This window comes from Streptomyces sp. NPDC001108 (genome assembly GCF_053598535.1).
Genome location: NZ_JBSFKL010000005.1, coordinates 288,470 through 306,166, shown reverse-complemented (window position 1 = coordinate 306,166; position 17,697 = coordinate 288,470). Strand labels below are relative to the sequence as shown.

14 protein-coding genes are annotated in these 17,697 nt (G+C 70.9%); 8 read left to right on the top strand and 6 right to left on the bottom strand.

The genetic code is table 11. The annotated features are described in order from the left end of the window. The first annotated feature begins 24 nt into the window (after nt 1-24). Nucleotides 25-1,020 carry an ATP-binding protein gene (locus tag ACWC97_RS14860; RefSeq protein ID WP_450649532.1) on the top strand — a complete coding sequence of 332 codons (996 nt, stop codon included), beginning with the start codon at nt 25-27 and terminating at the stop codon, nt 1,018-1,020. A 109-nt stretch (nt 1,021-1,129) separates the two neighbouring features. Here the strand turns inward: ACWC97_RS14860 and ACWC97_RS14855 are convergent, their stop codons facing one another. After that, nucleotides 1,130-2,383, bottom strand: a complete 1,254-nt coding sequence (locus ACWC97_RS14855) for a hypothetical protein (RefSeq protein WP_450649649.1) — start codon at nt 2,381-2,383, stop codon at nt 1,130-1,132. A gap of 413 nt (nt 2,384-2,796) precedes the next feature. On the opposite strand from ACWC97_RS14855, the gene ACWC97_RS14850 reads away from it, so the two are divergent. From ACWC97_RS14850 to ACWC97_RS14825, 6 genes are all read left to right on the top strand, one after another. After that, nucleotides 2,797-5,640, top strand: coding sequence for a SulP family inorganic anion transporter (locus tag ACWC97_RS14850; protein ID WP_450649530.1), 2,844 nt, complete (start codon nt 2,797-2,799; stop codon nt 5,638-5,640). Between the two features lie 249 nt (nt 5,641-5,889). Further along, nucleotides 5,890-7,857 (top strand): acetate--CoA ligase, encoded by a 1,968-nt coding sequence (gene acs, locus ACWC97_RS14845; RefSeq protein ID WP_352275623.1) that lies wholly within the window; start codon nt 5,890-5,892, stop codon nt 7,855-7,857. A gap of 344 nt (nt 7,858-8,201) precedes the next feature. Next, on the top strand, nt 8,202-9,596 hold the full coding sequence (nhaA, locus tag ACWC97_RS14840; protein WP_352275624.1) for a Na+/H+ antiporter NhaA: 1,395 nt from the start codon (nt 8,202-8,204) through the stop codon (nt 9,594-9,596). 46 nt (nt 9,597-9,642) lie between these two features. Next, nucleotides 9,643-10,176 carry a phage holin family protein gene (locus ACWC97_RS14835; RefSeq protein WP_352275625.1) on the top strand — a complete coding sequence of 178 codons (534 nt, stop codon included), beginning with the start codon at nt 9,643-9,645 and terminating at the stop codon, nt 10,174-10,176. Further along, on the top strand, nt 10,173-11,219 hold the full coding sequence (locus tag ACWC97_RS14830; protein WP_450649527.1) for an alpha/beta fold hydrolase: 1,047 nt from the start codon (nt 10,173-10,175) through the stop codon (nt 11,217-11,219). Before ACWC97_RS14835 ends, ACWC97_RS14830 begins: the two co-directional genes overlap by 4 nt. A 106-nt stretch (nt 11,220-11,325) precedes the next feature. Next, nucleotides 11,326-11,529: a hypothetical protein gene (locus tag ACWC97_RS14825; protein ID WP_450649525.1), complete on the top strand. Its 204-nt coding sequence runs from the start codon at nt 11,326-11,328 to the stop codon at nt 11,527-11,529. Between the two features lie 86 nt (nt 11,530-11,615). On the opposite strand, the gene ACWC97_RS14820 is transcribed toward ACWC97_RS14825, so the two are convergent. From ACWC97_RS14820 to nth, 3 genes are all read right to left on the bottom strand, one after another. Beyond that, nucleotides 11,616-12,821, bottom strand: coding sequence for a MarP family serine protease (locus ACWC97_RS14820; protein ID WP_352275631.1), 1,206 nt, complete (start codon nt 12,819-12,821; stop codon nt 11,616-11,618). A gap of 87 nt (nt 12,822-12,908) precedes the next feature. Then, complete coding sequence (locus ACWC97_RS14815) at nt 12,909-13,742, bottom strand: NUDIX hydrolase (RefSeq protein ID WP_450649523.1); 834 nt, start codon at nt 13,740-13,742, stop codon at nt 12,909-12,911. A gap of 95 nt (nt 13,743-13,837) precedes the next feature. Then, entirely contained in the window at nt 13,838-14,755 is a 918-nt protein-coding gene (gene nth / locus ACWC97_RS14810) for an endonuclease III (RefSeq protein ID WP_450649648.1), read from the bottom strand. A gap of 304 nt (nt 14,756-15,059) precedes the next feature. Between nth and ACWC97_RS14805 the strand changes: the two genes are divergently transcribed. Continuing rightward, on the top strand, nt 15,060-15,734 hold the full coding sequence (locus ACWC97_RS14805; RefSeq protein WP_014046869.1) for a Crp/Fnr family transcriptional regulator: 675 nt from the start codon (nt 15,060-15,062) through the stop codon (nt 15,732-15,734). Nucleotides 15,735-15,887: 153 nt separating this feature from the next. On the opposite strand, the gene ACWC97_RS14800 is transcribed toward ACWC97_RS14805, so the two are convergent. Both ACWC97_RS14800 and ACWC97_RS14795 read right to left on the bottom strand, forming a co-directional pair. Next, nucleotides 15,888-16,718: an MBL fold metallo-hydrolase gene (locus ACWC97_RS14800; RefSeq protein ID WP_450649521.1), complete on the bottom strand. Its 831-nt coding sequence runs from the start codon at nt 16,716-16,718 to the stop codon at nt 15,888-15,890. After that, on the bottom strand, nt 16,715-17,644 hold the full coding sequence (locus ACWC97_RS14795; protein ID WP_450649519.1) for an NUDIX hydrolase: 930 nt from the start codon (nt 17,642-17,644) through the stop codon (nt 16,715-16,717). Before ACWC97_RS14795 ends, ACWC97_RS14800 begins: the two co-directional genes overlap by 4 nt. Between the last annotated feature and the right edge of the window lie 53 nt (nt 17,645-17,697).

Genomic DNA, 17,697 nt, shown 5'->3' with positions numbered 1-17,697 from the left:
TTCACACCGCTACCCTAGGTGAACATGAAGATCGCTTTCGTGGGGAAGGGCGGCAGCGGCAAGACGACGCTGTCCTCGCTCTTCATCCGCCATCTCGCCGCCAATGAAGCCGATGTCGTCGCCGTGGACGCCGACATCAACCAGCACCTGGGGGCCGCGCTCGGCCTCGACGACCGGGAAGCCGCCGCACTGCCCGCGATGGGGGCGCACCTGCCTCTGATCAAGGACTATCTGCGCGGCACCAACCCCCGCATCGCCTCCAGCGAGACGATGATCAAGACGACCCCGCCCGGCGAGGGTTCCCGGTTGCTGCGGGTCCGCGAGGACAATCCGATCTACGACGCCTGCGCGCGTACGGTCGAGCTGGACGACGGGGAGATCCGGCTGATGGTCACCGGTCCGTTCACCGAGTCGGATCTGGGAGTGGCGTGCTACCACTCCAAGGTCGGCGCGGTCGAGCTGTGCCTCAACCACCTCGTCGACGGCCCCGACGACTACGTGGTCGTCGACATGACGGCCGGCTCGGACTCCTTCGCCTCGGGAATGTTCACCCGCTTCGACATGACGTTCCTGGTTGCCGAACCGACCCGCAAGGGCGTCTCCGTCTACCGCCAGTACAAGGAGTACGCGCGGGACTTCGGGGTCGCGCTGAAGGTCATCGGCAACAAGGTGCAGGGCGAGGACGACCTGGAGTTCCTGCGCTCCGAGGTGGGCGACGACCTCCTGGTCACCGTAGGCCACTCCGACTGGGTACGGACGATGGAGAAGGGCCGGCCCGCCCGCTTCGAACTGCTGGAGGCCGAGAACCGGATGGCGCTCCAGGCGCTGCAGGATGCCGCGGAGGACTCGTACGGTCAGCGGGACTGGGGGCGCTACACGCGGCAGATGGTGCACTTCCACCTGAAGAACGCGGAGAGCTGGGGCAACGAGAAGACGGGCGCCGATCTGGCCGCGCAGGTCGATCCCGCCTTCGTCCTCGACGAGCGGTACGCGCGGGACGGCGCGGTTCAGCCCGTCTGAGCCTCGCGCGGGGCGCCGCGTCCGCCCGGGACCTGCCCGGCGGACCGGCGCCCGGCGGGCCGGCACCAGGAACCCGGCTCCCGGGCAACCGGGCAACCGGGCAACCGGGCTAGTGAACAGCGCGGTCCGCACCACCGTTCGTACCGCCGAGGAACACCTTCCACCCCCGCTCGGGAGCCTGACCGACGCCGAGCGTGCCGAGCTTCGCGAGTGTCGCGGGAGCCTGCGCGTCCAGCCAGTCGGCCAACTGCCGGAAGGAGACACAACGCACCTCCTTCCTGGTGCAGACCGCCGCGATGGTCTGCTCGACGGCGCGCATATAGGTGCCGCCGTTCCAGGACTCGAAGTGGTTCCCGATGATCAACGGGGCACGGTTCCCCGCATAGGCGCGGTCGAAGGCCCGGAGCAGACCGTCGCGCATCTGGTTCCCCCAGTACTCGTGCATGCCCGGGTCACCCTGGGTCACGCCCGACTGGTTGAACATGAAGTTGTAGTCCATCGAGAGCGTCTCGAACGCGCGGCCCGGGACGGGGACGAGCTGCATCGACAGGTCCCAGATGCCGCCCTTCTTCTTCGGCCAGACCTGGTTGCCGACCCCGCTGGAGTCGTAGCGGAAGCCCATCGTCCGCGCGGCGGCCACCATGTTCTCCCGCCCTTCCAGGCAGGGGGTGCGGCCGCCGACGAGTTCCTTGTCGTAGTCGAAGGGGAGCGGTTTCTCGGCCGCGAGTCCGGGGGAGTTGGACTTCCATTCCTTCACGAAGGACTTGGCCTGGCGGATCTCGCTCCTCCACTGGTCGACCGACCAGGTGCCGCCGCCTTCGGGCCCGCAGAAGTGGCCGTTGAAGTGGGTGCCGATCTCGTTGCCGTCCTCCCAGGCCCCACGCACCTGGGTGATGGTGTCGCGGATCCCCTGGGTGTCGTTGAACCCGATGTCGGAGCTTCCGGCGTTGTGCTTCGGCGGGTCGTACTGCTTCCGCTTCTCCTTCGGCAACATGTACACGCCGCTGAGGAAGTACGTCATGGTCGCGTGGTGCTTCCTCCCGACCTCGCGGAAGTGCGAGAACAGTTTCTGGCTGTCCTCGCCCGCACCGTCCCAGGAGAAGACCACGAACTGCGGGGGCTTCCGTCCCGGCGCCAGACGTGTGGGAACGGGCTGCTCCGGCTGATTGCCGGTGTAGGCGGTGGAGCCGTCGCCGATGAGCCGGAACACACGGTCGGGCGCGGCTTCCGGCGGCGCGCCCTTCGCACCCGCAGGGAGTCTCTTCGAGCCGGGGACCTGTTTCACCGCTCCCGCTCCGCCATCCTCGCCGGAGGAGGAGCAACCGGCCACGCCTGCGGTGAGCACGACGGCCACGGCCCCCAGCGCGACCCGCCCTGTAACGGCCCGCGCCGCAGGTTCCTTCCTCCTGGAGTTCCGCCTCCCGGGGTTCCTCCTCTCGGAGCCCTTTCCGGTGGCGCACCTCTTCACGGCGACTCCTGTCATGGCGGCCGTCATCAGCCCACCCCTTCCCTGCAGGTGATCCGCATCGAAGTGGCGACGCGGCGCGGCCAAGTTCGCACATGGCTTCGCTTGTTCAGCACGACAGGCCGAATGAAAAGATGATTATTCACCTGAACGGGTGGCTAAATTAGCTATTTAATCCCAAGCATGGACACGAATCTTTACTCTCCATTACGGTTCGTTTACCGAGAGTTGAGAAATCCCGCCGCTGCACGCCGTGATCCACGGCCGCGCCCCACATTCCGCGACCGCGCTGCCCCGGAGGAGACGGGAACATGTTCGCTTGCGTCCCCACTCGTCATGACCGCACATCCCGCAGTTCGCGCCCCTCGCGCGCCTCGGGAATCAAGCAACCGCACAGCCCGCCGCCATCTCGCGGCGGACGCTTCCGCATCTCCGGCTCCGACCTGTCCGCATCGATCACGGTCTTCCTGCTCGCCGTCCCCATGTCGCTCGGTCTCGCCGTCGCCATGGGCGCCCCGCTGGAGGCCGGTCTCATCTCCGCCGCGATCGGCGGCATCGTCGCCGGGCTGCTCGGCGGCACCCCGCTCCAGGTCAGCGGCCCGTCCGCCGGGCTGACAGTCGTCACCGCCGAGCTGATCCAGATCTACGGCTGGCGCACCACCTGCGCGATCACCATCGGCGCCGGGCTTCTGCAGATCCTGCTGGGCTCGCTACGGGCGGCGCGCAGCGCTCTCGCCGTCAGCCCCGCCATCGTGCACGGCACCCTCGCCGGCATCGGCGTGGCCATCGCCCTCGCCCAGCTGCACATCGTGCTCGGTGGCTCACCGCAGAGTTCGGCCGTCGCCAACGCCCTGGCGCTTCCGGACCAGTTGGACCGGGTGAGTCCGGCCGCCCCGCTCATCGGGTTGCTGACCATCGCCGTTCTCGTCCTGTGGCCCCGGATTCCGGGGCGGATCGGCAGAGGTCTGCGACGCGCTCCCACCGCCCTCGTCGCAGTAGTGGCGGCCACGGCGGTGGCCGCGGTGGCAGCGCCCAGGATCGCCCGGGTCGATCTTCCGTCCTGGCGCTCGCACGTCCTGCCGGAACTGCCCCAGGGCCCGGTGCTCGCCCTGGCCACCGCCATGTTCACGATGATGCTGGTGGCCAGCCTGGAATCACTGCTCGCGGCGGTGGCGGTGGACAAGTTGTCCGCCGCGTCCTCGGCACGGGTCCGACCCGCGCCGCCGCCCGGGCCCGCAGCAGAGGCGGCCGCTCCGCCCTCCGCTGCCACCCCATCCGCCGGTCCCCCGTCCTCCGCCGCGCCCTCGTTGCCTGCCAGGCGTTCCGATCTCGACCGTGAGCTGCGCGCCCAGGGCATCGCGAACGTCATGTCCGGACTGGTCGGCGGGCTGGCCGTGTCCGGCGGCGCGGTGCGCAGCTCGGCGAACGTACGGGCCGGAGCCAGGACCCGGGCCGCCACCGTGTTGCACGGCGTCTGGGTGCTGCTCGCCACCGGGCTGCTGGTCACGGTGCTGGAGTGGATCCCGTTGGCCGCGCTCGCCGCGCTGGTGATGATGGTCGGCATCCAGATGGTGAACCTGGCCCACATCCGGAACGTCCACAAGCACCGCGAATTCCTGGTGTACGGGGCGACGATCACCGGAGTGATCCTCTTCGGCGTGCTCAAGGGGGTGGCGATCGGCATCGCGGTGGCGGTCGTGGTCGCGCTGCACCGCCTGGCCAGAACGAGAATCACGGTCACCGACCGGGGGGGCCTGCATCTGGTCGTCGTGCGGGGGCAGCTCACGTTTCTCGCCGTGCCCCGGCTCAGCCGCACGCTCGGGCAGCTGCCCCAGGACGGGAGCGTCGTCGTCGAGCTGGACGGCTTCTTCATGGACCACGCGGCGTACGAGGCGATCCAGGACTGGAGCAATGCCCAGACCGCCCACGGCGGCAAGGTCGTGTTCACCGGCCGGTCCGGTAGCCGGATCGCGGAGCCCACCTCGGCGGCGGACGCCTGCTGCCGCCCCTGGACGCCGTGGCGCAACCATCACTGCCACGACGCCCCCGCTCTCCTCTCCGCCGCCCCGGCCCCGCTCCCGGACACCCACGCGGACGCGGGCCCACCTGAGGACACGGCTCCGCACCCGGTCCCGGGTACCTGTCCGGGACCAGCCCCGGCCCCGGACACCCGCCCGGCCCCGGACCAGAACCAGGGCCAGGACCAGGGCCAGGGCCAGGACGAGGGGGGCCAGGACCAGGATTCGGCCGGAGGCACGGCTCCCGGTTTCCGTCACTCCACCGGCCCCATCCCTTCGCCCCACACCGCACCCCGTACGGCTGCCCACACCGATCCCGGTTTCCGTACCGATCCTCGCGCCGGTCACTCCGCCGGCCCCCGGCCCGAAGCCTCCGGCGTCGGTGCCGCACCCGGGCCCCGGTACGGCGCGGGCGGCCACCGGCTGGCCAGCGGTCTCAGTTCGTTCCAGCGCCACACCGCCCCGCTGGTACGCGACGAGCTGGCCCGGTTGGCCGCCGAGGGGCAGCGCCCGTCCCAGCTGTTCATCACCTGCGCGGACTCCCGCCTGGTCACCAGCATGATCACGGCAAGCGGTCCCGGCGATCTGTTCACCGTGCGGAACATCGGCAATCTGGTGCCGCCGCCGAACGCCGACTCGGGCGACCATTCGGTGGGCGCGGCGATCGAGTACGCGGTGGATGTGCTGAAGGTGGAGTCGATCACCATCTGCGGGCACTCCGGCTGCGGAGCGATGCAGGCGCTGCTCGGCGCCGGGCCCGAAGCGGAACATCCCCCCACGTCCCTGTGGCGGTGGCTGAGACACGGGCTGCCGAGCCTGAAGCGGATGTCGTCCCGGCATCATGCCTGGGCCCGGATCTCCGGGCGGCTGCCGGCCGATGCGCTGGAGCAGCTCTGCCTGACCAATGTGGTCCAGCAGTTGGACCATCTGCGGGAACACGCGTCGGTGGCACAGCGGCTCGCCGAGGGAACGCTCCGGCTGCACGGCATGTACTTCCACGTCGGCGAGGCGCAGGCGTATCTGCTGACCGAGGGCGCGAGCAGTGGGCTGGATCCCGACGAGGTCTTCGACCGCGTGGACCCGGCGGAGCCTGCCGGACCCACCGGTTCGGACGAACGGGAACGCACCGGCGTCTGAACCGCCGCCGTCCCCGGTCCGTGACACCTTGTGGTCCTGCCCCCGCGCCGCACCGCTGCGCACGGCATGACGCCGCACGGCACCACGTCGTACGCGACGCGGAGGGCAGGACCACGTCCCGCACGTGAGTGAGGTGCACCGGACGGACGCACCTCAAGGGACACAGGTCTAAACCATTTCCGGGCAGCCCCTTGTCACCCGGCCTTTGGCCTGATGAGCTATGCCCGGGACACAACGGACACCCTGGGAATGGGAGATGTCGTGAGCAACGAAAGCTTGGCCAATCTGCTTCGTGAGGAGCGGAGGTTCGCACCGCCTGCCGATCTGGCCGCGAACGCCAACGTCAAGGCGGAGGCGTACGAGCAGGCAGAGGCGGACCGGCTGGGCTTCTGGGCCGAGCAGGCCCGCCGCCTGACCTGGGCCACGGAGCCGACCGAGACGCTCGACTGGAGCAACCCGCCCTTCGCGAAGTGGTTCGCGGACGGCAGGCTCAACGTCGCGTACAACTGCGTGGACCGCCACGTCGAGGCCGGCAACGGCGACCGGGTGGCCATCCACTTCGAGGGCGAGCCCGGCGACAGCCGCGCCATCACCTACGCGCAGCTCAAGGAAGAGGTCTCCCGGGCCGCCAACGCGCTCATCGAGCTCGGTGTTGGCAAGGGCGACCGGGTCGCGGTCTACCTCCCGATGATCCCCGAGGCCGCCATCGCGATGCTGGCCTGCGCCCGCATCGGTGCCGCGCACTCGGTGGTCTTCGGCGGCTTCTCCGCCGACGCCATCGCCGCCCGTATCCAGGACGCGGACGCCAAGGTCGTCATCACCGCCGACGGCGGCTACCGGCGCGGCAAGCCGTCCGCGCTGAAGCCGGCCGTGGACGACGCCGTGTCCCGTATCGACACCGTCGAGCACGTCGTCGTGGTCCGGCGCACCGGCCAGGACACCGCGTGGACCGAGGGCCGCGACATCTGGTGGCACGAGATCACCGGCCGCCAGTCCGCCGAGCACACCCCCGAGGCGTTCGAGGCGGAGCAGCCGCTCTTCATCCTCTACACGTCCGGCACGACGGGTAAGCCGAAGGGCATCCTGCACACCTCCGGCGGCTACCTGACGCAGGCCGCGTACACCCACCACGCGGTCTTCGACCTCAAGCCGGAGACCGACGTCTTCTGGTGCACGGCCGACATCGGCTGGGTGACCGGCCACTCCTACATCGTCTACGGCCCGCTGGCCAACGGTGCGACGCAGGTCATGTACGAGGGCACGCCCGACTCCCCGCACCAGGGGCGTTTCTGGGAGATCGTGCAGAAGTACGGCGTCACGATCCTCTACACCGCGCCGACCGCGATCCGGACGTTCATGAAGTGGGGAGACGACATCCCCGCCAAGTTCGACCTGAGCAGCCTCCGGATCCTCGGTTCGGTCGGCGAGCCGATCAACCCCGAGGCGTGGATGTGGTACCGCAAGCACATCGGCGCCGACAGGTGCCCGATCGTGGACACCTGGTGGCAGACCGAGACCGGCGCGATGATGATCGCGCCGCTGCCGGGCGTGACGGAGACCAAGCCGGGCAGCGCTCAGCGCGCCCTGCCCGGCATCTCGGCCACCGTCGTCGACGACGAGGGCAACGAGGTCCCGAACGGCGGGGGCGGCTATCTCGTCCTCACCGAGCCGTGGCCGTCGATGCTCCGCACCATCTGGGGCGACGACCAGCGCTTCATCGACACCTACTGGTCCCGCTTCGAGGGCACGTACTTCGCGGGCGACGGTGCCAAGAAGGACGAGGACGGCGACATCTGGCTGCTCGGCCGGGTCGACGACGTGATGCTCGTGTCCGGGCACAACATCTCGACCACCGAGGTCGAGTCGGCGCTCGTGTCGCACCCCTCGGTCGCCGAGGCGGCCGTGGTCGGCGCCGCCGACGAGACGACCGGCCAGTCCATCGTGGCCTTCGTGATCCTGCGTGGCTCGGCCGAGGCTTCCGACGAGCTCGTCGCCGATCTCCGCAACCATGTCGGCGCCACGCTCGGTCCGATCGCCAAGCCGAAGCGGGTCCTTCCCGTCGCCGAGCTGCCGAAGACCCGCTCCGGCAAGATCATGCGGCGTCTGCTGCGCGATGTCGCCGAGAACCGCGAGCTGGGCGACGTGACGACCCTCACCGACTCGTCGGTCATGGACCTCATCCAGAACCAGCTGCCGTCGTCCTCCTCCGAGGACTGAGCGGCACCGGGGCTGAGCGACCACCGGGGCGGAACAGCCACCGGGCCGGCCGAGCAGCCACCGGGACGGAGAGAACGCGGGACGGAGTGCCCGCAGGACCGCGAGGTCCGACCAGCGGTACCGAGGGGCATCCGGCAACACGCCGGGTGCCCCTCGGGCGTTTTCCGGGGTTTCCCGGGGGAAGCGAGGCGAAGATCGTCGGGTACAGCCCTGCGCACCCCGGGTAGAGTGGCGATTACGCCCAACAACTTCATACGAAAATCTCCACAGGGGTGCCGGGAAGTCTGGTCGGCAAGTGCATCAGCCATGCCATCGCTGCCGAACCGACCCGGAGGATCCCACTCGTGGCCGCGCCCACCCCCAGCCGCCGTACGTTTCTCGGCAGGCTCTCCCTTCCTGAGCGGAACTACCTCGCCGAAGCCCTGCGCACCGAGACCGTGGGCGGCGTCATACTCCTCGTTGCCGCAGTGGCCGCGCTGGTGTGGGCGAACACCTTCGGCTCCAGCTATGCCGCCGTCAGCAACTTCCACATCGGTCCCACGTCCCTGGGGCTCAACCTCTCCGTCGCGCACTGGGCTGCGGACGGCCTGCTCGCGATCTTCTTCTTCGTCGCGGGCGTGGAGCTCAAGAGGGAGCTGGTGGCGGGCGAGCTGCGCGACCCCAAGGCGGCCGCGCTCCCGGTCGTCGCCGCGCTGTGCGGAATGGCGGTTCCGGCCCTCGTCTATCTCCTGGTCAACGTGGTCGGTGGCGGTTCGACGGGCGGCTGGGCCGTCCCCACCGCCACCGACATCGCCTTCGCGCTCGCCGTGCTCGCGGTCATCGGCACCTCGCTGCCGAACGCGCTGCGCGCCTTCCTGCTGACGCTCGCCGTCGTCGACGACCTCTTCGCCATCCTGATCATCGCGGTCTTCTTCACCGAGCAGATCAACTTCATGGCCCTCGGCGGCGCCGTCGTCGGGCTGGCCGTCTTCTACCTGCTGCTGAGGAAGAACGTACGCGGCTGGTACGTCTACGTGCCGCTGGCCCTGGTCATCTGGGGCCTGATGTACAACAGCGGCATCCACGCCACGATCGCCGGTGTCGCCATGGGCCTGATGCTCCGCTGCACCCGGCACGAGGGCGAGAGCCAGTCGCCCGGCGAGCGCATCGAGCATCTGATCCGCCCGCTGTCGGCCGGTTTCGCCGTACCGCTGTTCGCGCTCTTCTCCGCCGGCGTCTTCCTCTCCGGCAACGCGGTGGCGCACATCTTCACCCGTCCCGAGACGCTCGGGGTCGTCCTGGGCCTGGTCGTCGGCAAGACCGTGGGCATCTTCGGCGGTACGTGGCTGGCCAGCCGTTTCAGCAAGGCGGAGCTGAACAAGGAGCTGGCCTGGGCGGACGTCTTCGCGGTCGCCACCCTCGCCGGGATCGGATTCACCGTCTCCCTGCTCATCGACGAGCTGGCCTTCGCCGGGGACCAGTCCATGATCAACGAGGTCAAGGCCGCCGTACTGTTCGGTTCCCTGACGGCCGCCGTCCTCGCCACGGTGCTGCTCAAGCTGCGGGTACGGAAGTACCGCGAACTGCACGAGGCGGAGGAGCGCGACGAGGACGCGGACGGGGTACCCGACGTCTACGAGCAGGACGATCCGGAGTACCACCTGCGGATGGCCGAGATCCATGAGAAGAAGGCGGCGGAGCATCGGCGCCTTGCCGAACTGGCGGGGGCAGCGAGCAGCAAGCCGGACAGTCCGGCATGATCTGACACCAGATGTGTTGGCAGGAGAGCAGAAGAGGGAGTCAGGGATGAGCGACCCCGGCAACGACGCGGGCCACGCCGACCGCAGTCTCGGGCAGCTGGTCGCCACGGCGACGGCCGAGATGTCCGCACTGGTGCACGACGAGATCGCCCTGGCCAAGGCCGAGGTGCGACAGGACGTCAAACGCGGCGTCACCGGCAGTGTGGTGATGATCGTCGCGGGTGTGTTCCTCCTGTTCTCGATCCCGGTGCTGAGCTTCGCGGCGGCGTACGGGATTCACAATCTGGGGCTCGGGCTTGCCTGGTCGTTCCTGATCGTGGGCGGCGCGTTCATCCTCCTGGGTGGGCTGTTCGCGCTGTTCGCCGTCGCCAAGTTCAAGAAGGTCAAGCCGCCGGAGAAGTCCATCGCCTCGGCCAAGCAGACGGCGGCCGTGCTCCAGGGCGTCAAGCCGCACCCCCGGCCGGTCGTCCCCGCCGGGGCGCGCCGTCCGGCCGTCTCCGGCAGCACGCTGGCGGGCACCGGCACGGAGAAGGCGCCGGGCCAGGACAAGCCCTCCGGTGTGGCACGCTCGTCTGCATGACGGTCCGCGATTCCAGCTCCGCCGGCCCCGGCGCCACGCCCGGCCCCCACGACCCCGCCGGCCCGGACAGCCCTGACGGCCCCGTCGCCCTTCCCGGCCCGGACGCCTCGGGGGTGCCGGGTGGCTCCGGCGGGCCGGTGCGGATCGACGGGCCCTGGACCCACCGGGACGTGGCGGCCAACGGCGCCCGCTTCCACATCGCCGAGGCCGGCGAAGGGCCGCTGGTGCTGCTGCTGCACGGCTTCCCGCAATTCTGGTGGACCTGGCGCCACCAGCTCACCGCGCTGGCCGACGCGGGTTTCCGGGCCGTGGCGATGGACCTGCGCGGGGTCGGCGGCAGCGACCGCACGCCCCGGGGCTACGACCCCGCCAACCTGGCGCTCGACGTCACCGGCGTGATCCGCTCGCTCGGTGAACCGGACGCGGCCCTGGTCGGCCACGACCTGGGCGGCTACCTCGCCTGGACGGCCGCCGTGATGCGCCCGAAGCTGGTGCGCCGGCTGGTGGTCTCGTCGATGCCGCACCCGCGCCGCTGGCGTTCCTCGATGCTCTCCGACCCCGCGCAGACCCGGGCCGGTTCGTACGTCTGGGGTTTCCAGCGCCCCTGGGTGCCGGAGCGACAGCTCGTCGCGGACGACGCCGCACAGGTCGGCCGGCTGATCCGGGACTGGGCCGGGCCCCGTACCCCGGACTTCCCCGACGACGCGACGCTGGACGTCTACCGGCGCGCGATGTGCATCCCGTCGACGGCGCACTGCTCGATCGAGCCGTACCGCTGGATGGTGCGCTCCCTCGCCCGCCCGGACGGAATCCAGTTCAACCGGCGGATGCGGCTGCCGGTCCGGGTGCCGACCCTGCACCTGCACGGTTCGCTCGATCCGGCGATGCGCACACGCAGTTCGGCCGGTTCCGGCGAGTACGTCGAGGCGCCGTACCGGTGGCGACTTTTCGACGGTCTGGGGCACTTCCCGCACGAGGAGGACCCGATCGGCTTCTCGGCCGAACTCATCAACTGGCTCAAGGACCCCGAGCCCGATCGGTAGCCGTACGGGCGCAGTTGTCCGGGGAACGGCCAATTGCCCGGCGCATAGGCCAATTGGCTGGCGGATAGGTGGTTACCGACCATGAGGCCCGGGCAGACGTCCCGGTATGGGCTGGACGCACGACTTCGGTGACGCAGCACGCAACCGCCGCTCGACCGCCACGGCCGGTCCGAGCACTCACGAGGGGGACGGCCCGCAGGGCCGGGTGCGCGATATGCATGGTCTGCACGATCTCCAGTTGGGCATTCCGCGCATTCTGCGCCGTCGGGCCCGCTGGGTCTCGGCGCGATTGCGCCATCCACGCGGATGACCTCTGCCCCGTCGGGCCGGTGAGGGATCACCGGCCCGACGGGGCCTGGTCCCGGCGCTCCCCGCGTCCCCGCAGGCGGCGGTGGCTCAGAGGGCGCACGCCTGACTGTCGACCTGCTGGTTGGCGGAACGGCCGCGCTCGATGTCCTGGCGGATCTCGTCGGCCGTCAGCGCGTAGCCGGTGTCGGGGTCGTCGAGCGACTTGGCGAAGACGACGCCGTACACATCACCCTCGGGCGTCAACAGCGGACCGCCGGAGTTCCCCTGACGGACCGTCGCGTAGAGGGAGTACACATCGCGGCGGACGGTGCTCCGGTGGTAGATGTCCGGGCCCTTGGCGTCGATGCGGCCGCGCACCCGCGCGGCCCGTACGTCGTACGAGCCGTTCTCCGGGAAGCCCGCGACGATGGCGCTGTCGCCGCTGCGGGCGTCACCGTCGGTGTCGGCGAACTTCAGGGGTTTCGCGTCGAGATCCGGCACGTCGAGCACGGCGATGTCACGGCGCCAGTCGTAGAGGACGACCTTCGCGTCGTACAGCCGGCCCTGGCCGCCGATCTGGACGGTCGGCTCCTCCACGCCGCCGACGACATGGGCGTTGGTCATCACCCGGCGGTCGGAGAAGACGAAGCCGGTGCCTTCGAGGACCTTGCCGCAGCTCGGTGCCGTACCGACGACCTTGACGATGGACTTCTGGGCGCGGGCCGCGACGGGGCTGCCGATCAGCGCCGGGTCCGGGGCCCGGACCTCGGTGATCGGCTCGTTGGCGAACGGGCTGAAGACCTGGGGGAATCCGTTCTGCGCGAGGACCGAGGAGAAGTCCGTGAACCAGCTGGAGGCCTGGTTGGGCATCACCCGGGAGATCCCGAGCAGGACCGACGAGCTGCGGACCTCCTTGCCCAGCGTCGGCAGGGTCGTACCGGCCAGCGCGGAGCCGATCAGCCAGGCGACCAGCAGCATCGCGACGACGTTGACCAGGGAGCCGCCGGTGGCGTCGAGGGCGCGCGCGGGCGACCAGGTGATGTGCCGCCGCAGCTTGTTGCCGAGATGGGTGGTGAACGCCTGGCCCACCGAGGCGCAGACGATCACGATGACGACGGCGACGACGGCGGCCGTCGACGAGACCTCGGAGCCGTTCGTCAGCTGGTCCCACAGGATCGGCAGCAGGTAGACGGCGACGAGCCCGCCGCCCAGGAAGCCGATCACCGACAGGATGCCGACGACGAACCCCTGTCGGTAGCCGATGACCGCGAACCACACGGCGGCGACCAGCAGCAGGATGTCCAGCACGTTCACCGTCTATAGCCTCGCAGATTCGTCACCGGGCCCGTTCCCTTCGACTGGGTCCGGGCGGGGCCGGACAGCGCAGTACGGATCAGCCTGTCATGCACGCCAGTCGAGCGGCACCTGCCGGGCCCGGTCCCAGGGACGCTCCCAGCCCGCGAAGTGGAGGATGCGGTCGATCACCCCGGCCGTGAAACCCCACACCAGAGCGGACTCGACCAGGAACGCCGGGCCTCTGTGCCCGCTCGGATGGACCGCGGTCGCGCGGTTGGCCGGGTCCGTGAGATCCGCCACGGGCACGGTGAAGACCCGGGCCGTCTCACCCGGATCGACGACGCCGACCGGGCTCGGCGAGCGCCACCAGCCCAGGACCGGCGTCACGACGAAGCCGCTCACCGGGATGTACAGCCGGGGCAGCACCCCGAAGATCTGGACGCCCCGGGGGTCGAGGCCGGTCTCCTCCCTGGCCTCCCGCAGCGCCGCTCTGAGCGGGCCGATGGTCGCCTGGTCGCCGTCCTCCGGGTCCAGGGAGCCGCCGGGGAAGGACGGCTGCCCGGCGTGCGAACGCAGGCTGCCGGACCGCTCCATGAGCAGCAGCTCGGGACCCCGCTCGCCCTCCCCGAAGAGGACGAGCACGGCGGACTGCCGCCCGGCGCCGCTCTCCGGCGGCAGGAAGCTGCTGAGCTGGTCGGGCTGGACCGTCCGCGCGGCGTGCACGACGGGATCGAGCCAGGACGGCAGCCCCTCGGCCGTGACGCCGATCGTCCCGTCGACCGCGACTCCGTCAGTCGCGGCTCCGTCGGCCGCAGCGCCGTTGGTCGCGGTGCCGTCGGTCGCGGCACCCCGGCCCGAGGCAGCGGGCCGGTCGGCGGTGGGCCGGTCGGCGGCGTCGGCGTCCGGCCCCGGCGCCGTGCTCTGTTCATGCGTCTTCATAGGCACCCCTCGTCTCACAACGGCTGTCGTCACGCTTTTCGTTCCGGTCTCCCCGACAGCGACCGAAAGCGGACGCGCGGGACCGGGCCCGTCCGTCAGCCGGCCCCGAGCGGCGGCGCGGGCTTGCCGGGGTAGTCGGCCGGCGGGCTGAGCCGCTGCCCCGGCTGGCCGCCCATCTCGTACTTCAGCAGCTTCCGGGCCTTCTCCGGGTCCGTCTCGCCCTCGCCGTACGCAGGACAGAGCGGGGCGATCGGGCAGGCGCCGCAAGCGGGCTTGCGCGCGTGGCAGATGCGGCGGCCGTGGAAGACGACCCGGTGCGAGAGCATCGTCCACTCGCTCTTGGGGAAGATCGTGGCGATCTCGGCCTCGACCTTCTCCGGGTCCTCCTGTTCCGTCCATCGCCAGCGTCGGACCAGCCGTCCGAAATGCGTGTCGACGGTGATCCCGGGGACACCGAAGGCGTTGCCCAGCACGACGTTGGCGGTCTTGCGGCCGACCCCCGGGAGCGAGACGAGATCGTCGAGCCGCCCCGGCACCTCTCCGCCGAAGTTGTCCCTGAGCGCCGTGGACAGCCCTATCAGCGACTTCGTCTTGGCCCGGAAGAATCCGGTCGGCCGGATCAGCTCCTCCATCTCCTCGGGGACGGCCGCAGCCATGTCCTCGGGGGTGGGGTAGGCGGCGAAGAGCGCGGGGGTGGTCTGGTTGACCCTCAGGTCGGTGGTCTGGGCGGAGAGGACCGTGGCGACCAGGAGCTCGAAGGGGTTCCTGAAGTCCAGCTCGGGATGGGCGTACGGGTAGACCTCGGCCAGCTCGCGGTTGATCCGGCGGGCCCGGCGCACCATCGCCAGCCGCGACTCCGACTTCCACCCGGCTGCGGCCTTGGGCGCTGCGGTCCTGGACGCTGCGGCCTTGGGCGCTGTGGCTGCCCCCTTGGCCCGGCCCTTGGACGCGGCGGTTCCGCCCGTGGGCGCCGCGGCCCCGGACGTATCGGACCCGGGCTTTCCGGATTTGATCACTCCGGTTTTCGCCGCTCTTCCCGGGCGAACCGAGCCCTGTTCGCCCACAGCGGAATCAGGTCCTCCCGACACCTCATCAGCCCCCTTGGCCTGCGCTCTCACCGGCGGTTTGGACACCCGGCCAGCCTAGAGCCACGCACTGACATCCGCCCCTGTCACCATGCATCCGCCCCCGATCGGCCCCCTGCCGCACTGTTCGGCACGCCCGTGCGTCAAACTGGTTTGTGATTGATCGCACTGTTTTACCGTCCGGCATGATGGGGACCACGGTTCCCTGTACAGGCCGACAAGGAGAGATTTCGTGGACGACGTTCTGCGGCGCGCCCCGCTTTTCGCGGCGCTCGATGACGAGCAGGCCGCGGAGCTCCGCGCCTCGATGAGTGAGGTGACCCTCGCACGCGGTGACGCGCTCTTTCACGAGGGCGACCCGGGCGACCGCCTCTACGTGGTCACCGAGGGCAAGGTGAAGCTCCACCGCACCTCCCCCGACGGCCGCGAGAACATGCTGGCGGTCCTCGGCCCCGGCGAGCTGATCGGTGAGCTGTCGCTCTTCGACCCGGGCCCGCGCACCGCCACCGCGACCGCGCTGACCGAGGTCAAGCTCCTCGGCCTCGGCCACGGCGACCTCCAGCCCTGGCTGAACGCCCGCCCCGAGGTGGCCACGGCCCTGCTGCGCGCCGTCGCCCGCCGTCTGCGCAAGACCAACGACCAGATGTCCGACCTGGTCTTTTCCGACGTCCCGGGCCGTGTCGCCCGCGCCCTGCTCGACCTGTCGCGCCGCTTCGGCGTCCAGTCGGAGGAGGGCATCCACGTCGTCCACGACCTCACCCAGGAAGAGCTGGCCCAGCTGGTCGGCGCCTCCCGCGAGACGGTCAACAAGGCGCTCGCCGACTTCGCCGGGCGCGGCTGGCTGCGCCTGGAGGCCCGCGCCGTGATCCTGCTGGACGTGGAGCGCCTGGCGAAGCGGTCCCGCTGAGAGCGACCCCGTCAGGACCGCGCGTACGCCCCGTACGCGCCGCGTGACGTACGAGGCCCCGCCGTTTCGGCGGGGCCTCGCCCGCGTCCAGGCCCGCGTACTCAGGCCGGCACGCACTCAGGCCGGGCCGGTTGTGCTCGAACCCGCCCGTGCTCAGACCGCCCCGTGCCCGTCCAGGTACTCCAGCTGGGCCAGCACCGAGAGCTGCGCGGCCGGCCACAGCGAGCGGTCCACGTCCGCGTAGACCCGCGCCACGACCTCCGGCGCCGTCCGGTACCCGGCCTCGACCGCCGACTCCACCTGGGCCAGCCGGTGCGCGCGGTGCGCGAGGTAGTACTCGATCGCGCCCTGGGCGTCGTCCAGCACCGGCCCGTGCCCCGGCAGCACCGTGTACACACCGTCGTCCACGGTCAGTGAACGCAGTCGCCGCAACGAGTCGAGGTAGTCGCCGAGCCGTCCGTCCGGATGCGCGACGACCGTCGTGCCGCGCCCGAGGACGGTGTCCCCGGTCAGCACCGCCCGGTCGGCGGGCAGGTGGAAGGAGAGCGAGTCCGCGGTGTGGCCCGGGGTCGGCACCACCCGGAGCTCCAGGCCGCCGGTGGTGATCACGTCGCCCGTGGTCAGCCCCTCGTCGCCCAGCCGCAGCGCCGGGTCCAGGGCCCGCACCTTCGTACGGGTCAGCTCGGCGAAGCGGGCCGCGCCCTCCGCGTGGTCGGGGTGCCCGTGGGTGAGCAGGGTGAGCGCGATCCGGCGCCCGGCCCGTTCGGCGGTGTCGATCACGGCCCGCAGGTGCCCGTCGTCCAGCGGGCCGGGGTCGATGACGACGGCGAGATCGGAATCGGGCTCGGCCACGATCCAGGTGTTGGTGCCGTCCAGCGTCATCGCTGAGGCGTTGGGGGCGAGGACGTTGACGGCACGGCTGGTGGCGGGGCCGGACAGCACCCCGCCCCGCGGCTGCCCGGGAAGGGCCGAGGCCCCGCTCATCCGGCCTCACCGCTCACGCCGCCGCCCGGTATGCGCGCGGTGTCCGTACTGTCTGTGGTGTGCGTGATGCGCTTGGTGAACTCGTCGTGTCCCGGCCAGCTCAGCACCAGCTCGTCCCCCTCCAGCCGCGCCCGCGCCAGTACGGGGGTGAGGTCCTGGGACTCCGCCGCCTTCAGGGCCTCCGCGGCCGTCCCGTACGGCCTCAGCGACCGCAGCGTGGAGACGGTCGGCGGCATCATCAGCAGCTCGCCCCGGTCGTACCCGTCCGCCGCCTCGCCGGGGCCGATCCAGACCGTGCGGTCGGCCTCCGTGGAGGCGTTGCGGGTGCGCTGGCGCTCGGGGAGGGCGGCGACGAAGAACCAGGTGTCGTAGCGCCGGGGCTCGAACTCGGGAGTGATCCAGCGCGCCCAGGCGGCCAGCAGGTCGGAGCGGAGCACCAGGCCCCGCCGGTCGAGGAACTCCGCGAAGGACAGCTCCCGGGCGACCAGCGCCGCCCGGTCGGCCTCCCAGTCGGCGCCCGTGGTGTCGCCCACCACCGTGTCGGCGCTCTCCCCGGCGAGCAGGACGCCCGCCTCCTCGTACGTCTCGCGGACCGCCGCGCACACGATGGCCTGGGCCTGGGCCGGGGTGTCGACGCCCAGCCGCTCCGCCCAGCTCTCCAGCGCGGGCCCGGCCCAGCCGACCAGCCGGTCGTCGTCGCGCGGGTCGACCCCGCCACCCGGATAGGCGTACGCGCCTCCGGCGAAGGCCATGGAGGTGCGGCGGCGGAGCATGTGGACGGCGGGGCCCTGGCCCGTACCGGCGGCGGAGTCCCGGAGCAGCATCACGGTGGCGGCCCGCTTCGGGGTCCCGGGCCTCAGCTCACCTGCGGCGAGTGCCCGGATCCGGTCGGGCCATTCCGGTGGGTACCACTGACCATTGGACATGGCCGGAGGCTATCCGGAACCACGCCGATGTTCGAGAGGTGAACAGATCCACT